The sequence below is a fragment of the Salarchaeum sp. JOR-1 genome, assembly GCF_007833275.1.
Taxonomy (GTDB): Archaea; Halobacteriota; Halobacteria; order Halobacteriales; family Halobacteriaceae; genus Salarchaeum.
The window spans coordinates 624,626-640,906 of sequence record NZ_CP042241.1; the positions used below are offsets into that span (position 1 = coordinate 624,626).

General features: G+C 66.6%; 19 protein-coding genes and 1 pseudogene. 9 read left to right on the forward strand and 11 right to left on the reverse strand.

Features of this window, described 5'->3' with window-relative positions:
• Positions 1–3: 3 nt before the first annotated feature.
• Positions 4–615, forward strand: a pseudogene (locus tag FQU85_RS13595) (replication factor C small subunit); the annotation flags it as partial.
• Positions 616–902: 287 nt separating this feature from the next.
• Here FQU85_RS13595 and FQU85_RS04275 read toward each other — a convergent pair.
• Positions 903–1,379, reverse strand: a complete 477-nt coding sequence (locus FQU85_RS04275) for a TspO/MBR family protein (protein ID WP_145844726.1) — start codon at positions 1,377–1,379, stop codon at positions 903–905.
• A gap of 29 nt (positions 1,380–1,408) precedes the next feature.
• Entirely contained in the window at positions 1,409–2,422 is a 1,014-nt protein-coding gene (locus tag FQU85_RS04280) for a glutathione S-transferase family protein (protein ID WP_145844728.1), read from the reverse strand.
• A gap of 109 nt (positions 2,423–2,531) precedes the next feature.
• Here FQU85_RS04280 and alaS point away from each other — a divergent pair, with 109 nt between their 5' ends.
• The gene (gene alaS / locus FQU85_RS04285; protein ID WP_145844731.1) at positions 2,532–5,306 is read left to right on the forward strand and encodes an alanine--tRNA ligase; all 2,775 of its coding nucleotides are present in this window, start codon (positions 2,532–2,534) and stop codon (positions 5,304–5,306) included.
• Here the strand turns inward: alaS and FQU85_RS04290 are convergent, their stop codons facing one another.
• Both FQU85_RS04290 and FQU85_RS04295 read right to left on the reverse strand, forming a co-directional pair.
• Positions 5,307–5,762 carry a hypothetical protein gene (locus tag FQU85_RS04290; RefSeq protein WP_145844733.1) on the reverse strand — a complete coding sequence of 152 codons (456 nt, stop codon included), beginning with the start codon at positions 5,760–5,762 and terminating at the stop codon, positions 5,307–5,309.
• 41 nt (positions 5,763–5,803) lie between these two features.
• Positions 5,804–6,988: an HD domain-containing protein gene (locus FQU85_RS04295; RefSeq protein WP_145844736.1), complete on the reverse strand. Its 1,185-nt coding sequence runs from the start codon at positions 6,986–6,988 to the stop codon at positions 5,804–5,806.
• Positions 6,989–7,182: 194 nt separating this feature from the next.
• Here FQU85_RS04295 and FQU85_RS04300 point away from each other — a divergent pair, with 194 nt between their 5' ends.
• The gene (locus FQU85_RS04300) at positions 7,183–7,869 is read left to right on the forward strand and encodes a type 1 glutamine amidotransferase (protein ID WP_145844739.1); all 687 of its coding nucleotides are present in this window, start codon (positions 7,183–7,185) and stop codon (positions 7,867–7,869) included.
• Here FQU85_RS04300 and FQU85_RS04305 read toward each other — a convergent pair.
• From FQU85_RS04305 to FQU85_RS04315, 3 genes are all read right to left on the reverse strand, one after another.
• Positions 7,866–8,237 (reverse strand): DCC1-like thiol-disulfide oxidoreductase family protein, encoded by a 372-nt coding sequence (locus FQU85_RS04305; RefSeq protein WP_145844741.1) that lies wholly within the window; start codon positions 8,235–8,237, stop codon positions 7,866–7,868. The genes FQU85_RS04300 and FQU85_RS04305 overlap by 4 nt on opposite strands.
• Positions 8,230–8,703: a cupin domain-containing protein gene (locus FQU85_RS04310; RefSeq protein ID WP_145844743.1), complete on the reverse strand. Its 474-nt coding sequence runs from the start codon at positions 8,701–8,703 to the stop codon at positions 8,230–8,232. Before FQU85_RS04310 ends, FQU85_RS04305 begins: the two co-directional genes overlap by 8 nt.
• 73 nt (positions 8,704–8,776) lie before the next feature.
• Positions 8,777–9,754: a hypothetical protein gene (locus FQU85_RS04315; RefSeq protein ID WP_145844746.1), complete on the reverse strand. Its 978-nt coding sequence runs from the start codon at positions 9,752–9,754 to the stop codon at positions 8,777–8,779.
• A 170-nt stretch (positions 9,755–9,924) separates the two neighbouring features.
• Here FQU85_RS04315 and FQU85_RS04320 point away from each other — a divergent pair, with 170 nt between their 5' ends.
• Both FQU85_RS04320 and FQU85_RS04325 read left to right on the forward strand, forming a co-directional pair.
• A complete protein-coding gene (locus tag FQU85_RS04320; RefSeq protein ID WP_145844749.1) occupies positions 9,925–10,251 on the forward strand; it encodes a hypothetical protein in 327 nt (108 codons plus the stop codon).
• A gap of 256 nt (positions 10,252–10,507) precedes the next feature.
• The gene (locus tag FQU85_RS04325; protein ID WP_145844752.1) at positions 10,508–10,825 is read left to right on the forward strand and encodes a ferredoxin family protein; all 318 of its coding nucleotides are present in this window, start codon (positions 10,508–10,510) and stop codon (positions 10,823–10,825) included.
• On the opposite strand, the gene FQU85_RS13270 is transcribed toward FQU85_RS04325, so the two are convergent.
• Together FQU85_RS13270 and FQU85_RS04330 are read right to left on the reverse strand one after the other, a co-directional pair.
• The gene (locus tag FQU85_RS13270; RefSeq protein WP_168219932.1) at positions 10,822–10,983 is read right to left on the reverse strand and encodes a DUF6757 family protein; all 162 of its coding nucleotides are present in this window, start codon (positions 10,981–10,983) and stop codon (positions 10,822–10,824) included. The two genes, FQU85_RS04325 and FQU85_RS13270, sit on opposite strands and share 4 nt — an antisense overlap.
• Before the next feature lie 46 nt (positions 10,984–11,029).
• Complete coding sequence (locus tag FQU85_RS04330) at positions 11,030–11,827, reverse strand: PHP domain-containing protein (RefSeq protein ID WP_145844754.1); 798 nt, start codon at positions 11,825–11,827, stop codon at positions 11,030–11,032.
• Positions 11,828–11,928: 101 nt separating this feature from the next.
• Here FQU85_RS04330 and FQU85_RS04335 point away from each other — a divergent pair, with 101 nt between their 5' ends.
• Both FQU85_RS04335 and FQU85_RS13275 read left to right on the forward strand, forming a co-directional pair.
• Positions 11,929–12,213, forward strand: a complete 285-nt coding sequence (locus tag FQU85_RS04335) for a hypothetical protein (RefSeq protein WP_145844756.1) — start codon at positions 11,929–11,931, stop codon at positions 12,211–12,213.
• 211 nt (positions 12,214–12,424) lie between these two features.
• On the forward strand, positions 12,425–12,598 hold the full coding sequence (locus FQU85_RS13275; RefSeq protein ID WP_168219933.1) for a DUF5786 family protein: 174 nt from the start codon (positions 12,425–12,427) through the stop codon (positions 12,596–12,598).
• On the opposite strand, the gene FQU85_RS04340 is transcribed toward FQU85_RS13275, so the two are convergent.
• On the reverse strand, positions 12,585–13,268 hold the full coding sequence (locus FQU85_RS04340; RefSeq protein WP_145844759.1) for a hypothetical protein: 684 nt from the start codon (positions 13,266–13,268) through the stop codon (positions 12,585–12,587). The genes FQU85_RS13275 and FQU85_RS04340 overlap by 14 nt on opposite strands.
• On the reverse strand, positions 13,265–14,143 hold the full coding sequence (locus FQU85_RS04345) for an NAD(P)H-binding protein (protein WP_145844761.1): 879 nt from the start codon (positions 14,141–14,143) through the stop codon (positions 13,265–13,267). The genes FQU85_RS04340 and FQU85_RS04345 overlap by 4 nt, the downstream gene beginning before the upstream one ends.
• 100 nt (positions 14,144–14,243) lie before the next feature.
• Here FQU85_RS04345 and FQU85_RS04350 point away from each other — a divergent pair, with 100 nt between their 5' ends.
• Entirely contained in the window at positions 14,244–14,468 is a 225-nt protein-coding gene (locus tag FQU85_RS04350) for a hypothetical protein (RefSeq protein WP_145844762.1), read from the forward strand.
• A 26-nt stretch (positions 14,469–14,494) separates the two neighbouring features.
• Entirely contained in the window at positions 14,495–16,273 is a 1,779-nt protein-coding gene (locus FQU85_RS04355; RefSeq protein WP_145844766.1) for an ATP-dependent DNA helicase, read from the forward strand.
• The last annotated feature ends 8 nt before the right edge of the window (positions 16,274–16,281 follow it).

The following is a 16,281-nucleotide window of genomic DNA, read 5'->3' on the forward strand; positions in this document are numbered from 1 at the left end:
AATACCGACGACGCGCAGTCCGCGCTCCGCCGGACGATGGAGCAGTTCTCGAACAACACTCGCTTCATCCTCTCCTGTAACTACAGTTCGCAGATTATCGACCCGATTCAGTCGCGGTGTGCGGTGTTCCGGTTCAGCCAGCTCAGCGACGACGCCGTCGCCGCGCAGATACGGAACATCGCCGAACGGGAGGGGATCGAGTACACCGACGCCGGCGTGGACGCGCTCGTGTACGCCGCGGACGGCGACATGCGCCGCGCGATCAACAGCCTGCAGGCCGCCGCCGCGACCGGCGAACGCGTCGAGGAGGACGTCGTCTACGGCATCACCGCGACCGCGCGCCCCGAGGAGATCGAGGAGATGGTCACCTCGGCAATCACCGGCGACTTCGTCGCCGCTCGCAGCGTCCTCGACGAGATGCTCACCGAGCGCGGCCTCGCCGGCGGCGACATCATCGACCAGCTCCACCGCTCCGTCTGGGAGTTCGACCTCGAAGAGGAGGCCGCCGTCCGCCTCATGGATCGCGTGGGCGAAGCCGACTACCGAATCGCCGAAGGCGCTAACGAACAAGTCCAGCTCGAAGCCTTGCTGGCGTCCGTCGCGCTCGAAAACTGACGTTTTTAGCGGGTAGTCACGACGGTCGCTGAGCGGGTCTTCGGGGGCGGAGGGACGTCACCGGAGAGGGCTTCGAGCAGTCGGCGACGAAGCCGACGGGCCGGGAACCGGTCTCGTAGTCGACGGTAACGGTGACGCCGCCCACAGTATCGTCGGCGTCGCGGAGGTGAGACTGCGGCGGATATCGAAGAGGAGGCGTTCGCGGACGAGGGCTCGCGGAAGGGCGTCGCGGTAAGAGAACGACACCGCCCCGCCCTACGCGGAGACGAGGCGGCGAGGGCTGCGGGTCAGTTCAGTCGGTAGAACTCGTAGTTGAGGAAGGCGGCGAAGGACACCCAGGCGAGGTAGGGGACGAGGAGGAGCGCGGCGGTCCGGTTCACCCGGGAGAACGCGGCGATGGTGGCGACGATGAGCGTCCAGAGGGCGGCGATGACGGCGAGGCCGCCCGCGATGTTTTCACCGCCGAAGAAGACGAGCGTCCACGCGACGTTGAGGACGTACTGCGCGACGAACAGGCCGAACGCGACGGTTCGCTCCCGGCCGCGGCCGTCGCGGAGGACGAGGTAGACGCCGACGCCGAGCAGGAAGAAGAGCGTCGTCCAGACGGGGCCGAACACCCAGTTCGGCGGCGCGAACGCGGGCCTGACGAGCGTCGCGTACCACGACCCGCTGCCGGTCGCGGTGACGAGCGCTGGCGCGGCCCCGACGGCTTCGCAGACCAGGATGGCGAGCGCGAGTCCGGGGATGTCGTCACGGGAGAACATACGTCCCCGTTGGCGCGCATCCCCCTAAGTTACGCGGCGAGTACGTCCGGCAGGTCGCCGGGGAGGTCGTCGCGGGCGTGCGGCGCGAAGAAGTCCGGGTCGGGGCCGACGGGGACGCGGCGCTTCGGGTTGATGTCGCCGTGGCTCCGGTAGTAGTGCTGTTTCACGTGCCACATGTCGCAGGTCTCCTGGACGCCGGGGAGCTGGCAGAGTTCGCGGAGGTAGCTCCAGAGCGCGTCGTAGTCGGTGATTTGGCGGTAGTTGCACTTGAAGTGGGTGTGGTAGACCTCGTCGAACCGGTAGAGTGTGGTGAACATGCAGACGTCCGCGAGCGTGAGCGAGTCCCCGACGAGGAAGCGCTGGTCTGCGAGGCGGGCGTCGTACTCGGAGAGGGCGTCGAAGAGGTCGCGGACGGCGTCGTCGTACGCGTCCTGGCTGTCGGCGAACCCGGCGCGGTAGACGCCGTTGTTGATGCGGGGATAGATGTCGTCGATGACGTCGTCGATTTCGGCGCGGTCGCCCTCCGGGTAGAGGTCGACGCCGTTATCGTACTCCGAAAAGGCGGTGGCGAACATCCGAATTATCTCCTCGGACTCGTTGTTCACGATGGTGTCTTCTTCTTTGTCCCAGAGAACGGGGACGGTGACGCGGCCGGTGTAGTCCGGATCGGCCTCCCGGTAGACCTCGCGGAGGTAGTCCGCGCCGAACAGGTGGTCTTCCGTGCTGCCGGGTTTCGAGGCGTCGAACTCCCAGCCCTGGTCGTATCGGACGGGGTCGACGACGCTCACCGAGACGTCGTCGTCGAGGCCGAGGAGGGCGCGGACGGTGAGCGCGCGGTGCGCCCACGGGCACGCGTAGGAGACGTAGAGGTGGTAGCGCCCCGACGCGGGTTCCGGGCCGTCGGTGACGACCTCGTCCGGGCTCTTCCGGGAGCCGCGAATCCAGTCTCGGAAGGAGGTCTCGGCGCGCTCGAACTCGCCGGACTCGTCGTGTTCGATCATCTCCGCCTCGGTGTGCCACTCGCCGTCGACCATTCGTCCCATACGCGATGCCTGGGGCGGACGCCGCAAAAACCCGCGGGCAACGGCGACCGCTTCGGGTGTCGTGCGGAAGTACAAGGGTTTTAGCGGCAGGACGGCCTACCTGTGCGCAATGAGCGACCTCACCGAGGAGTACCGTCTCGATTACTTCGAAGAAGAGGGCTTCACGCGAAAGCAGTGCACGGAGTGTGGGGCGAACTTCTGGACGCGGGACGACGAGCGGGAGACGTGCGGCGAACCCCCCTGTGAGGACTACGGGTTCATCGACGATCCCGGGTTCGACGACGAGTACACGCTGGAGGAGATGCGGGAGGCGTTCCTCTCCTTCTTCGAGGATCACGACCACGAACGCATCGACCCCTATCCGGTCGCGGCGAACCGCTGGCGGGACGACGTGCTGTTGACGCAGGCGTCCATCTACGACTTCCAGCCGCACGTCACGAGCGGTCAGTCGCCGCCGCCCGCGAACCCGCTCGCGGTGAGTCAGCCCTGCATCCGCATGCAGGACATCGACAACGTCGGGAAGACCGGACGCCACACGATGGCGTTCGAGATGATGGGCCACCACGCCTTCAACGCGGACGAGGGCACGGACTACGCGTACGAGGGCGAGGTGTACTGGAAAGACCAGTGCGTCGAGTACTGCGTGGAGTTCTTCGAGTCGTTCGGCGTCCCCAAGGAGGACGTGACGTTCATCGAGGACCCCTGGGTGGGCGGCGGGAACGCCGGCCCCGCGTTCGAAGTCATCTACAGGGGGCTCGAACTCGCGACGCTGGTCTTCATGTCGATGGAGCAGGATCCGGACGGCGAGTACGAGATGAAGGACGGGAACACGTACGCGCGGATGGACCGCCGCGTCGTGGACACCGGCTACGGGCTCGAACGGTGGACGTGGATGAGCCAGGGCACGCCCACCGTCTACGAGGCGATCTATCCGGAGATGATCGCGACGCTGAAGGAGAGCGCGGGCATCGAGCTCAGCGACGAGGAAGAGGAGCTCGTTCACCGCGCGTCGAAGCTCGCGGGCCACCTCGACATCGACGAGGTGGAGGACATGGACGCGGCGCGCGACAACCTCGCGGACAAACTCGACGTGTCCACCGAGCGACTACACGACCTGATGCGGCCGCTCGAAGACCTCTACGCCATCGCCGACCACTGCCGCACCCTCGCTTATATGTTCGGTGACGGTATCGTGCCGTCGAACGTCGGCACGGGCTACCTCGCGCGAATGGTGCTCCGGCGGACGGTTCGATTGATGGACACCGTCGGCGTGGAGGACGACCTCGCCGACCTCGTGGACGTACAGGCGGAACGGCTCGGGTACGAGAACCGCTCGACGATTCGGGACATCGTACGTAAGGAGGTCGGGAAGTACGAGGAGACGCTCGAACGCGGCAGCCGGAAGGTCGAGCAGCTGGCGCGCGACCACGCCGAGCGCGGCGAGCCGATTCCCGCCTCGACGCTCGTGGATCTCTACGACAGCCACGGCCTCCAGCCGGACATGGTGGAGGAAATCGCGGCCGAGGAGGGCGCGGAGGTGGACGCGCCGGACGACTTCTACTCGCTCGTCGCGGAGCGCCACGACTCCGCGGAGGCGTTCGAGGAGGAGGAGTCCCGGGACGAACGCCTGGGCGACCTCCCGGAGACGGAGGCGCTCTACTACGAAGACCAGGAGCGCACGGAGTTCGAGGCGGTCGTGCTGGACGTGTTCGAGCGCGAGACGGACGACGAGACGGTGTACGACGTGGTGCTCGACCAGACGCGGTTCTACCCGGAGGGCGGCGGGCAGCCCGCCGACCGCGGGACGCTCTCGACGGACGACGCGACCATTCAGGTGCGGGACGTGCAGCAGCGCGACGGCGTCGTCCTCCACCGGACGAACGAGAACCCGGGGAAGGGCGAGTTCGTGCGCGGGCAGGTGGACTGGGAGCGCCGCGAGCGCCTGATGGCGCACCACACCGCCACGCACATCGTCGTGCACGCCGCCCGCCAGGTGCTGGGCGAGCACGTCCGGCAGGCCGGCGCGCAGAAGGGCGTGGACTCCTCGCGCATCGACATCCGGCACTACGAGCGACTCGACCGGGAGACAGTGAAGGAGATAGAGCACCGCGCGAACGAGGTCGTGCGGGAGAACACGACCGTCCACCAGGAGTGGCCCGACCGGAACGAGGCGGAGGCCCAGCACGGCTTCGACCTCTACCAGGGCGGCATCCCCGCGGGGGAGAACATCCGCCTCATCCACGTCGGAGAGGACGTGCAGGCCTGCGGCGGGACGCACGTCTCCCGGACGGGCGACATCGGCACCATCAAAATCCTGAACACGGAGCGCGTGCAGGACGGCGTGGAGCGGTTCACGTTCGCCGCCGGTCGCGCCGCCATCGAGCACGCGCAGGAGCAGGAGGACTACCTGCTGGACGCCGCGGACACGCTCGACGTGACGCCGGACGAACTCCCCGAGACCGCGGAGCGGTTCTTCACGGAGTGGAAGGAGCGCGGGAAGCAGATAGAAGACCTGAAAGAACAACTCGCGGAGGCGCGCGCCGGCGGCGGTGCGGAAGCCGAAGAGGTCGAGGTCGCGGGCACGACCGCGGTGATTCAGCGCGTGGACAGCGACATGGACGAACTCCGCGCGACCGCGAACGCGCTCGTCGAGGACGGCAACATCGCGGTCGTCGGCTCCGGGGCCGACGGCGCGCAGTTCGTCGTCGGCGTCCCCGACGGCGTGCCCGTGAACGCCGGCGCGGTCGTCAGCGAACTCGCGAGCATGGTTGGCGGCGGCGGCGGCGGCCCGCCGGACTTCGCGCAGGGCGGCGGTCCCGACGCGGAGAAACTGGACGACGCCCTAGAGAACGCGCCCGAAATCCTCGAATCAGTCGCTCAGTAATCAGTCGTCGTTCACGTCGTACAGGAGGTGGAAGTCCCGATCCGGCGTGAGTTCGAAGCGGAAGGATACGTCACGCGGCGCGGCTTTCGGTTTCTTGAGGTCGTAGTAGACGGACGCATCAGTCTCGACGAGACGCGCGGCGAGTACCCAGTCGCCCGCCCGCCTATCCGCCTCGGGAATAGACACGAGGGCTTCGTCGCGCGCGGAGGATCCGTCGTTCGCCGCGAGCGCGTACGTCTTCCAGACGACGCGTTCGCCGTCACGGAAGACCGCGAGGTCGAGGTCAATCGCCTCAGTAGAGAGGTTCCAGAGGAGGAGTTTGTCTATCCAGAACTCCGCGGACGCGTCCGGTTCCGCCACGCCGTTCGTCTGTGAACGCCCCACGGTATAGCCGAGTCCGGCGAGGCCGACGCCACCGAGTCCCGCGAGGAACGTCCGTCTGGAGGGCGATTTCATAGACAAACCGATACAAACTGGCGTGAAAAATATTGCGGCGGTTAGTAATCGACGGCGTCCCCGACGCCGGAGAGGCCGAGTTCGCGTTCGGCGGCCGCACCCACCGATTCCGCGTGTTCTTCGGGTGCGTACACGCCGAAGCGCCACTGGACTTCCTGGGAGTGCTGCATGCCTTCGACGAGCGGGCTGTGGTCGGCGAGGCGTTTCGTGTCGCCGTTGACGACGACGCGCGCGCTGGATTCGGGCATCGACGGCCGGCCGGGGGTGTCCACGACGACGTGCTTCTCGGGGACGTCCGCCGCGTCCGCGATGTCGCGCTCGAACGACCGAACCCGGTCGTGGTCGGCGACGACCACGTCCTCGGGGACGGCGGGGCGTTCGCACCAGGCGGCGCGCTTGTAGAGGTCGCGTTCGGCGAGGCGGCGGACGAACTCCTCGGTTTCGTCGTGGTCGCGGAGGGCGGCGAGGAGTTCGTCGTCGGTCATGCGCGCGAACTCCGAGACGGCGAGGTCGCTGGTGTCGAGGAGGCGTTCGCTCGCGCGTTCGAGCATCCCGCCGGCGATGCGGGAGACGTGGTGGCGGTAGACGGTCGCGTTCATCAGCGCGCGGGCGACGAGGAGGGATTCTGCGGTGGCGACGTTCCCCGCCGCGAGCACGAGGTCGTCGTCGCGGAAGGTGAGCGCGCGCACGAGCCGGCCGTGGTCGACGGTGCCGTAGGGGACGCCCGTGTGGTGGGCGTCGCGGACGAGGTAGTCCATCCGGTCGACGTCGAGTTCGCCGGCGACGAGCTGGCCGAGCGTGCCGTCGCCCGCGATGAGGTCGGCGACACCGTCGGGGTCGAGGCCGTAGTCCCCGAGCACGTCGGCGACGGGGCCGTCCGCGAGGAGGTCGGTCACGTCGTCGTGGTGGCGGCCGAGGCGGCGCTCGATGATGCCCTCGGTCTGGTGGCCGTAGGGACCGTGGCCCACGTCGTGGAGGAGGGCGGCGGCGCGGGCTTTGTCCGCGCGCGCGCCGGACACGTCGAGGTGGTCGAGCGCGCGGTCGGCGAGGTGGTAGACGCCGAGGCTGTGCTCGAAGCGCGTGTGGTTCGCGGAGGGATAGACGAGGCGGACGGTGGAGAGCTGCTTGATGTGGCGGAGTCGCTGCACCGGCGGCGTGTCGAGGAGAGCGGACGCGACGCCCTCGACCTCGATGTAGTCGTGGACGCTGTCCTTGATCGCGCGCATGGTGCAGAGCGCGGCGGGAAGCCCGTTATCTCTCCCGGTTCAGTTCTTTCCGCGACCGCACGCGCTTTATGCCGGCGCGCCTATCGGTAGCGTGTGGTGTGATAGTTCACCACAGCCACTTCCATCCCCGCTTCGATACCGACGCAGAGTGACACCGCCGAAATGCATTTTCACGCGGACCCAGTACGCGGGGTATGAGCAGTCCCCGCATCGCGTTCGTCAACGCCGCCCACGACGGCGCTGACACCCTGAAGAACTTCCGGCGAGAGCTGGACGCCGACCTGGTGGAGTTCCACGTCACGGAGGGAACCATCCCGAAGGACTTCGAGTTCGACGCCGCGGTCATCTCCGGCAGCCGCGCCTCGGTCTACTGGGACGAGGACTGGATTCAGCCCACGCGGGAGTGGGTGGGTTCGGCCGCGGAGCGCATGCCCGTTCTCGGCGTCTGTTTCGGCCACCAGCTCCTCGCGGACGCGCTCGGCGGCACCGTGGAGGGAATGGACGAGTACGAGATCGGCTACCGAACCGTCTCGAAGACCCGCGACGATCCGCTCCTGGACGGACTGGGCGAGGAGTTCCTCGTGTTCACCACGCACTCGGATTCCGTGACGGAACTCCCGCCGGACGCGGAACTGTTGGCGGAGAACGACTACGGCATCCACGGGTTCCGGAAGGGCGACGCGGTCGGCGTCCAGTTCCACCCCGAGTACGACATGGAGACGGCCGAGAGCGTCACCCGACGAAAGGACGACCTCTCGGAGGAGCGAAAGCAGGCCGTCACCGACGGCATCACGCCCGAGAACTTCGAGCAGGCCTGCGAGGCGAAACGGTTGTTCGAGAACTTCACCGAGCACGCGCGGTCGGCGAGCGCGTCCGACTAATCCGTCGCAGGCGGGTCGCAGCGTACGATTTTCCCCCACCAGTCGCGGCGGTCGGCGCCCCACCGGTAGAGTTTCTCGCGGAGCGACGGGTAGCCGGGAACCTCGCGCAACACCTCGACGGCGGCGTCGAAGGCGGGATGGATGCGCGCGATCGCCTGCTCCATCGCCTCGCCGCAGTCGTAGACGGCGTCGTCCGTGAGGAGGTGCGCGCAGGTCTCGTAGTCGTCGGGGAGGCGCGCGCGCTGGTCGGGCGTGAGCTCGTGAAAGCCCACGAGTTCGAACTCCCCGAGGTCGTCCGCGACGCGCGCACACCACGTGCAGAACCCGCACTCGTCGTCGTAGACGAGCCGGGGCGGGTAGTCACTCATCGGTGAATCGCCCCGTCTCGCTCCCGCAGTTCTCGCAGCGCGCGAGGATGGAGTCGCGGTCGTCCGCGAGTTCGATGGTCTGAGTGGTCTCCGCCTCGCACTCCTCGCAGTACCGGCGGACGTCGGTCTCCCCGGCCTCCCGGGGCGCGCCCATCGCGAGCACGATGGCGCGCTCCGTGTGTTCGTTCACCGCGCGCTGGTACTCGCCCGGCCCGAACCGCACGAGTTCCCCCGACTTCGCGTGCACGGGGCCGTCAGCCGTCCGGAACGTGAGCGTCCCCGCTTCCACGTAGAACACCTCCTCCTGGTCCTCGTGGGCGTGAAAGCCGAAGGACGTGCTGTCGCCCTCCGCGAGTTCGTAGTAGTTCAGGGACATGTCCGTGGTCCCGAGCGCGTCCGCGAGCGGATAACTCACGTCCGCAGGACTCATCCGCGACGACAGGTCCGCGAGTCGCACTTTCCTCATACTCAGTGAAACGAGCGCGCGACGCTTCAATGGTGGTGGCCAGAAATAAGTAAATGTAATTTTATTGGTTTTCCTACACAGATTTGATTGGGGCTTGATGAGCGTAGTATAAATAATCCCGTTCACTAAGATGCCCTAAAACCCGATTAATCCGCTCTTTAGGCCATCCCAAAGTCCCCATGCGAGTTTGCACCTTTCGATAAGGGATTCGCTCCACAAGCCACCCGGGTTTCGGTCGAGCGACGATCGTACCTGTAGAAGTAGTAGAAATTGACTGGCTCGAAAGCGTTTGTTCCCATGGTTTCCCTTCGGTAGGTTCGTAATCATTCGTAAACTGGAAAGTAAATGAATTTCGGGTGCTGAGACCCCAAGCATCGTTCCAAGCCTCCGGCACAACATCGAATACCACTTCAGTACCAGTGGTCGATACCGTCTCAAACCATCGGAAGTGACTTGCGTCAGAGTTCGCTGGAGAATATGGCCAGCTTTGATAAAAGTCATACAATGTAGACGAATCTCGATCATCGTCTGGTGTTAAAGCACCAACTAGTTCAGCTGCTGTAAGCGCGTAACCAACCCCAGGAAACATATAACCAATTGCGGCTTGCGAAAGTTGTTCTAAAAACGAGGGATGAGTATAGGAATCATCCTTTACCGAGGGATATACACCATGATATTTCGACGCTGTATAAAGAGCGAGTGTTTCTAAATTGCCTTTTGCGATGCCAATCGAGTGCCCATCTATCAAATCAACAACCCCGCCTTCTTCTGTAGTCCGGGTGGAAATTGTCGACTCCACTCGAAAGTCATGCCCCCATTGGCCATCTCGACGATACCATCCACCGTACCAACCGACTACAGAAGAATGATACAAGCCGTAATCCCACCCGTTCTGAGTGTAAGTACTTTGGTCTCGTTTCTTCCAGAGTTTGTTCGGGCTAGCAGCGGCGGCTATCTCAGGAACGCCTCCGAGAAGTCTGATTCCGGAAACAGCACTACCAATTGACAACCCAGCGAGTTTTAACATCGACCGTTTAGTTTCATCGACCATGACTATATAATCAATATATCTAATAATATAAATAGCTATCCCCAGGAATTTTTATATCAGGACTATCTAATGATGGTATGGCAATCCCGGTTTCACGCAGAAATATGTGCATAGGTGCGATTACACTTGTTTTCTCGGGTTGTCTCTCCACACCGAATCAAAAAGAACCGGTGACGCTCTCCGGCGTCGAAGTCGAGAACCGCGACGACACCGCCCACACCGCCACTATCGAGGTCGTGAGCGGCGGAGACACCATCGTCACCGAGACCGTCCACGCGCCCGCTGACGGGTTCGTGCCGTCCGTCGACGCACACTCGTTTCCTCACACATCGACGGACTGGCGGGTCATTGTTTCGATGGGAGACCAGCAGGAGACCATCAGCGCGGCCGTCACGTCAGTCGACTGCACGCGCGTCATCGTCCGCATCACTCCCGCGGGCGACCTCGTACTCGGAAACACCACGGACTGCTACCGGACGACCGACGGCGGGCAGTAGCCGGCCGGACAGACCACGAGCGGAAGCCGACTGGACAGACCATCGCCCTGGCGGACTTCCAAAGGGCGAGCGCTCTCGCGAGCCGAGACGAAGCAAGCACCGCAGGCCGAAGGCCGAGGAGCGAAGCGAGTCGCAGGCCGCGAGAGCGCGAGGGCTTTGGTACCCATCACGAACCCGGACACCACACCCAACTCAAACGGACCAATCTCAGAGCGCCTGCACGCCAGTTAAGTAATCAGAACACACAGACTCCTCCATGGCGATAGACCCGAACTTCGACGAGAACCGCGAGGTCGTCGACTCCCACGAGGGCCACGACGTCTGGGGACCGGTGGACGAACCCGAGACGCAGGGGATTCACGGAACGCACGTCGCGGTCGACTTCGACGTCTGCATCGCGGACGGCGCGTGCGTGGAGGACTGTCCCGTGGACGTCTTCGAGTGGGTGGACACGCCCGGGCATCCGGAGTCGGAGCGGAAGGCCGACCCGGCGAACGAGATTCAGTGCATCGACTGCATGCTCTGCGTCGACGTGTGTCCGGTGGACGCGATCGACGTGGACTCGAGCCGCTAGGCGCGGTCGATGTCGAGCTGCTCCCGGAGGTCGTGGAGGGCGTCCGAGTCCGCGAGTTCCTCCAGGCGGTCCTGGAAGTGATCCTCACAGAGGCCGACCTGGAGGCCGTCCTTCTCGACGGACACGTCGGCGCTCCGGTCGCAGTAGTGACAACGCATACCCGAAACTCGGGCCCGCAGCTACCTTAACTTGGTGCCTCCGGCGTTATAGGCGGTCTCGGAGCCGGTCGTACTCGGCTTCGTTCACGCCCGCTTTGGCGAGTTCGGTGTCGTGGGCGTCGGTGCCGCCGGTGGCGAGGAGGTCGTGTTCGTCGATTGTTTCGCGCACGCGGTCGAAGCCGGCGTCGGTCGGGTCTTGGCCGACGGGCCGGTCGTAGGGGTAGTGGAGTTCGACGGCGTCGAGGTCGCGGGCGCGGGCGAGCGCGGCGTCGGGGTCGTCGTACCGGAGCGGGTGGGCGAGGCCGACGACGCCGCAGGACTCGTGGAGGAGGCGGACGCCCTCGTCGAAGCCGGTCACGTCGCGCGCGACGTAGCACGGGCCGTCGTCACCGATGAGGGCGTCGAACACGCCCGACACGTCGTCGTAGTCGGTGTCGGGGTGGTCGACGACGGCGCGCGCGATGTGGGGGCGGCCGATTCCCTCGCGGGCCTCGACGCCGAGGTCGATGCCGAGGTGGTCTTCGACGTTCTCGATGATGCGGCGGCCGCGGGTCTCGCGGTCGCGCTGGAGGCGGTCGAGTTCGTCGGTGAGGGCGTCGGTGGGAGTGACGCCGTACCCGAGGAGGTCGATCTGTTCGTCGGGGGTTTCGACGCGGAGTTCGATGCCGTGGACGAGTTCGACGCCCGCGCGGGTGGTGACGGGCGGGAGGTCGGGCTGGACGCGGTCGTGGTCGGTGATAGCGACGGCGTCGAGGCCGGCGCCCGCGGCGGCGGGCGCGACCTCGTCGGGTTCGAACGTGCCGTCGGAGCGGGTCGTGTGGACGTGGAGGTCCGCGTACACCATGCAGGGGGAACGGCCGCCGGGGGCTTGTGTTTAAGGAAACTATTATTCTACACCATCGTTCATGGGGAACGTTCTTAATGGTCTATCATCCAGAAGCGTGTATGACGCTCAAAGACGCCGCGGAACTGCTCGAGACCCAGGAGTACCCGGCCACCGCCGACGACATCAAGACCACCCACGGGGACTTCGAACTCGACCTCCCCAACGGCACCGAGACCCTCGGCGAGGTCATCGACCGCGCCGGCGACGACACCTTCGACGACGCCACCGCCGCCCAGCACGCCCTCATGGGCGCAGTCGGCGGCGAAGCTATCGGTCGCCGGAACTACTCCGACCGCGACCCCACCCCCATGGGCGTCGACGGCCCCACCCAGGTTTCGTTTTAATCCCCCGCCCCGTAGGTTCACGGTCGCGGCCACGACCCCGGCCGCACTCCGCTGACGAATCCCTCACGAGCAGCGCGTTCCGCGACCGAACCCACACCGATCTGATTCTGTGGTGGCCAAACGGTCGGTTCGAGCGGAATATCGTGTCAGTCGTCGCGCTATTCGGCGATACATTGATATGGCAAAGACGTTAACCTTGGTTTGTCTTACCATGTCAATCGGTTCTTACGACGAAGCCGAACACGAGCGCCGCGAACGCAAGAACGCGTCCGTCGACACGACGACCGACGACACCCGCACGCAGTACGAGGGAACCGTCGAGTACGACTCGGGCGAGTCCACGGACGACCTGCTCGAAACGTTCCAGCGGATCAAGAAGAACTGAGCCGAGCGACCGCCACCACACTTCCTACCGCGAGTACGTGTCCCGCGACGGCGAGCGCCAGCAACGGCTGGTCGCCGAGCAGGGGGACGAGCGCGAGCTGGAGGAGCGCGAACCCGACGTTCCGTGAGTCGAGCGCGCGCAGCGCGTCCGCGGTCTCGCCGTCGAACGAGTACCGGAGTTCGCGGTAGGCGGCGAGGACTGCGGCCCACCACCCGGTTCCGATCCGATAGCAGACGTCCCAGAGGACGAGCAACGCGAGCGCGACGGCGGGCGCGGCCGGCGTCGGGCCGAACAGCCGGGAGAGGAGCGTCACGCCGTCCCGAGGGTCGACGACGAACAGGTAGGTGACGAGCGCGACGTACGCGAGCACCCCGAGCACGACCTCGACGCTCGACCCGAACAGGAGGCGCATGTAGGCGCTCGGGAGCGAGAGCGTGCGGACGCGCCGCCCCATGTCGAGCATGAACGCGCTCCCGGCGGCCGCGACGGCGACGGCGACCGTGCCGGGGATGACGGCGTTCCAGTAGCCGTACGCCGCGGCGGCGGCGATCACGAGCGTTTCGAACAGGACGAACTGGACGGCGACCGCGATTCGGTCGGGGAGCGAGAGGCCGGGAACCGCGCCGACGATGCTCTCGTACACCCACGTGCGGCCGTACCGGTCGCTCACGCGCCCTCCGCGAGCGCGGCTCGCACGGCGTCCTCGAACGCGGTCGGCGTCACGTCACACAGGTCGCGGAGGCGGTCGTCCTCGCAGACGACGGGGTTCTTCAGTCCCTCGACGAGCGGGCGCGCGACGGACGTGGGAACGTCGGTGACGAGCGCGAGCCAGTACGACGACAGCCGCGGGGAGAGCACGGGCACGGGGAGGAGGTGGAGGGTGTTGTCGGTGACGCGCGCGGTCGTACGCAGCATCTCCTCGTACGTGAGCACGTCCGGCCCCCCGATTTCGTACGTCTCGCCCGCGGTCTCCGGGTGGGCGAGGACGCACGCGAGGTACGCGACCACGTCCGAGATGGCGATCGGCTGGCAGGGCGTGTGCACCCAGTTCGGCGTCACCATCACGGGGAGGTGTTCGACGAGCTGGCGCACCACGGAGAAGCTCGCGCTCCCCGCGCCGACGATGACGGCGGCGCGGAGGACGGTGAGGTCGTAGTCGCCGTCCGCGAGCAGGTGTTCGACCTCGCGCCGGGAGCGGAGGTGGTCGGAGAGGTCGTCGCGGTCGGCGCCGAGGCCGCCGAGGTAGACGACGCGCTCGACGCCCGCGTCGCTCGCCGCGCTCGCGAAGTTCCGGGCGCAGCGGCGGTCGCGCTCCTCGAAGTCGCCGCCGGACTCCATCGAGTGCACGAGGTAGTAGGCGGCGTCCGCGCTCGGGAGCGAGAGGTCGTCGTCGAGCAGGTCGCCCGCGACCACCTCGACGCCGTCGGGCGGAGTGTAGCTGTCGGGGTCACGGGTCAGCGCGACGACCTCGTGCCCGGCGTCCGCGAGCGCGGGGACGAGGCGGCCGCCGACGAATCCGGTCGCACCGGTGACGAGCACGCGCATACCCGAGGATGGGCGGGAGACGCCATAGGTGTGGGGGCGCGGCGGCGCGGAGTCGTGGGGGGAGCGGGAGGCCTATACGGCGCTCGCCCCTCCACCGAGTATGGCGAAATCGACGTGCGACTGCTGCGGCGACCCCGTGGCCATCTCCGGGGGCGCGGGCGACTTCTGGGACTTCGGCGACCTGGAGAAGGCGTCCTCGGGCGGCCTGACGCTGGAACTCCGGGACGGCACGGAGTTCTTCCTGTGTTTCGACTGCATCGAGGCGCTCCCCGAGAACCCCACCGCCGAGGACGTGGCGGCGGTTCGGGAGAGCCGCACGACCTAAGGCGCTCCCCGCGCTCCACACCTGACGTGAACCCCGCCCGCATCCACGAGGAGTTCCCCGCGCCGAGCTATCGCGGCGCGCAGGAGCAGGCGCTCTCGGACGTGCGGGACGCGTTCGCGGACGGGAACGACGTGGTGCTGGTGCGCGCGCCGACCGGGAGCGGGAAATCGCTGCTCGCCCGCGCCATCATGGGGTGCGCGCGGCAGGCGGGCGAGGCCGAGCCAGCCGAACCCGTGGGCGCGTACTACACGACGCCGCAAGTCAGCCAGCTGGACGACGTGGCCGGCGACGACTTACTCTCGGACTTCAAACTCATCCGCGGGAAGTCGAACTACACGTGCATCCTCCCGGACGAACGGGACACGCCGGTCGACCGCGCGCCCTGCGCCCGCGAACGCGGCTACGACTGCGCGGTCAAACACCGCTGTCCGTACTTCTCCGACCGCGCCATCGCGTCCTCCCGGGAGTTCGCGGCGATGACGCTCGCGTACTTCATGCGCACCGCCGGCAGCGAGGTGTTCCGAACCAGGGACGTCTGCGTCATCGACGAGGCGCACGGCCTCGCGGAGTGGGCGGAGATGTACGCGACAATCGACCTCTCGCCCGCGAGCGTCCCCGTCTGGGGCGACGTCTCGATACCTGACGTGGACGGGGACGTGGAGGCGGCGGCGCGGTTCGCGGACTCGCTCGTCCGCGTCTGCGAGTCGCGAAAGGACGAGCTCGTCGGCGTGGACGAACTCACCGCCGACGAAGCGAGAGAACGCGACCGGCTCCAGGAGCTCATCGGCGAACTGGAGTGGTTCGCGGAGGACTCACGCGACCACGAGTCCGCGACGACGTGGGTCGTCGACCAGTCCGAGCGCGGCATCACCATCAAGCCGATGAACCCCGAGCGGTACCTCCAGCACACCGTCTGGGACCGCGCGGAACGGTTCGCGTTGCTCTCCGCGACCATCCTGAACAAGGAGGCGTTCTGTCGCGGGGTGGGTCTCGACCCGGCGAACGTCGCGCTGGTGGACGTGCCGCACACGTTCCCGGTGGAGAACCGGCCGCTGTACGACGTGACCCGGGGGAAGATGACGTACGACGAGCGCGACGAAACGCTCCCGAAAGTCGCGCGGGTGGTGGCGCGCGTGATGCAGAAACACGACGACGAGACGGGCATCGTGCACTGTCATTCCTATGGCATTCAGGAGCGCCTCCGCGACCACCTCCACGAATTGGGCGTGGCGAGCCGAGTGCGCACGCACACCTCGGAGAACCGGGACGCCGAACTGGACGCGTGGAAGGCGAGCGAGAAGCCGGAGGTGTTCCTCTCCGTGAAGATGGAGGAAGCGCTGAACCTGGAGGGCGACCTCGCGCGCTGGCAGGTCGTCTGCAAGGCGCCGTTCCTGAACACGGGCGACTCCCGGGTCGCGCGCCGGTTGGAGGACGGGCAGTGGGCGTGGTACTACCGGAGCGCCCTGCGCACCATCATTCAGGCCGCGGGCCGCGTCGTCAGAGCCCCGGACGACTACGGCGCGACCTACATCGCGGACGACTCCGTGCGCGACGTGTTCGAGCGCGCCCGCACTGACATGCCCGAGTGGTTCGCCGAGCAGGTCGACCGGATGACGACGCCGGAGCTCCCCGAACTGGACGCGGCGGCCGCGCGCGCCGGCGTGGACGACATCGAACACGCGACCCAGACGACCCAGCAGACCGACCGCGGGCGCTCCGGGCGCGACGATGTGGGCGAGGAGAGCGCGTCCAGCGGCGGACGGGAGCGTCGGAGTCCGATGGCGGACGTGTGGGACGTGGACTAGACCGACGA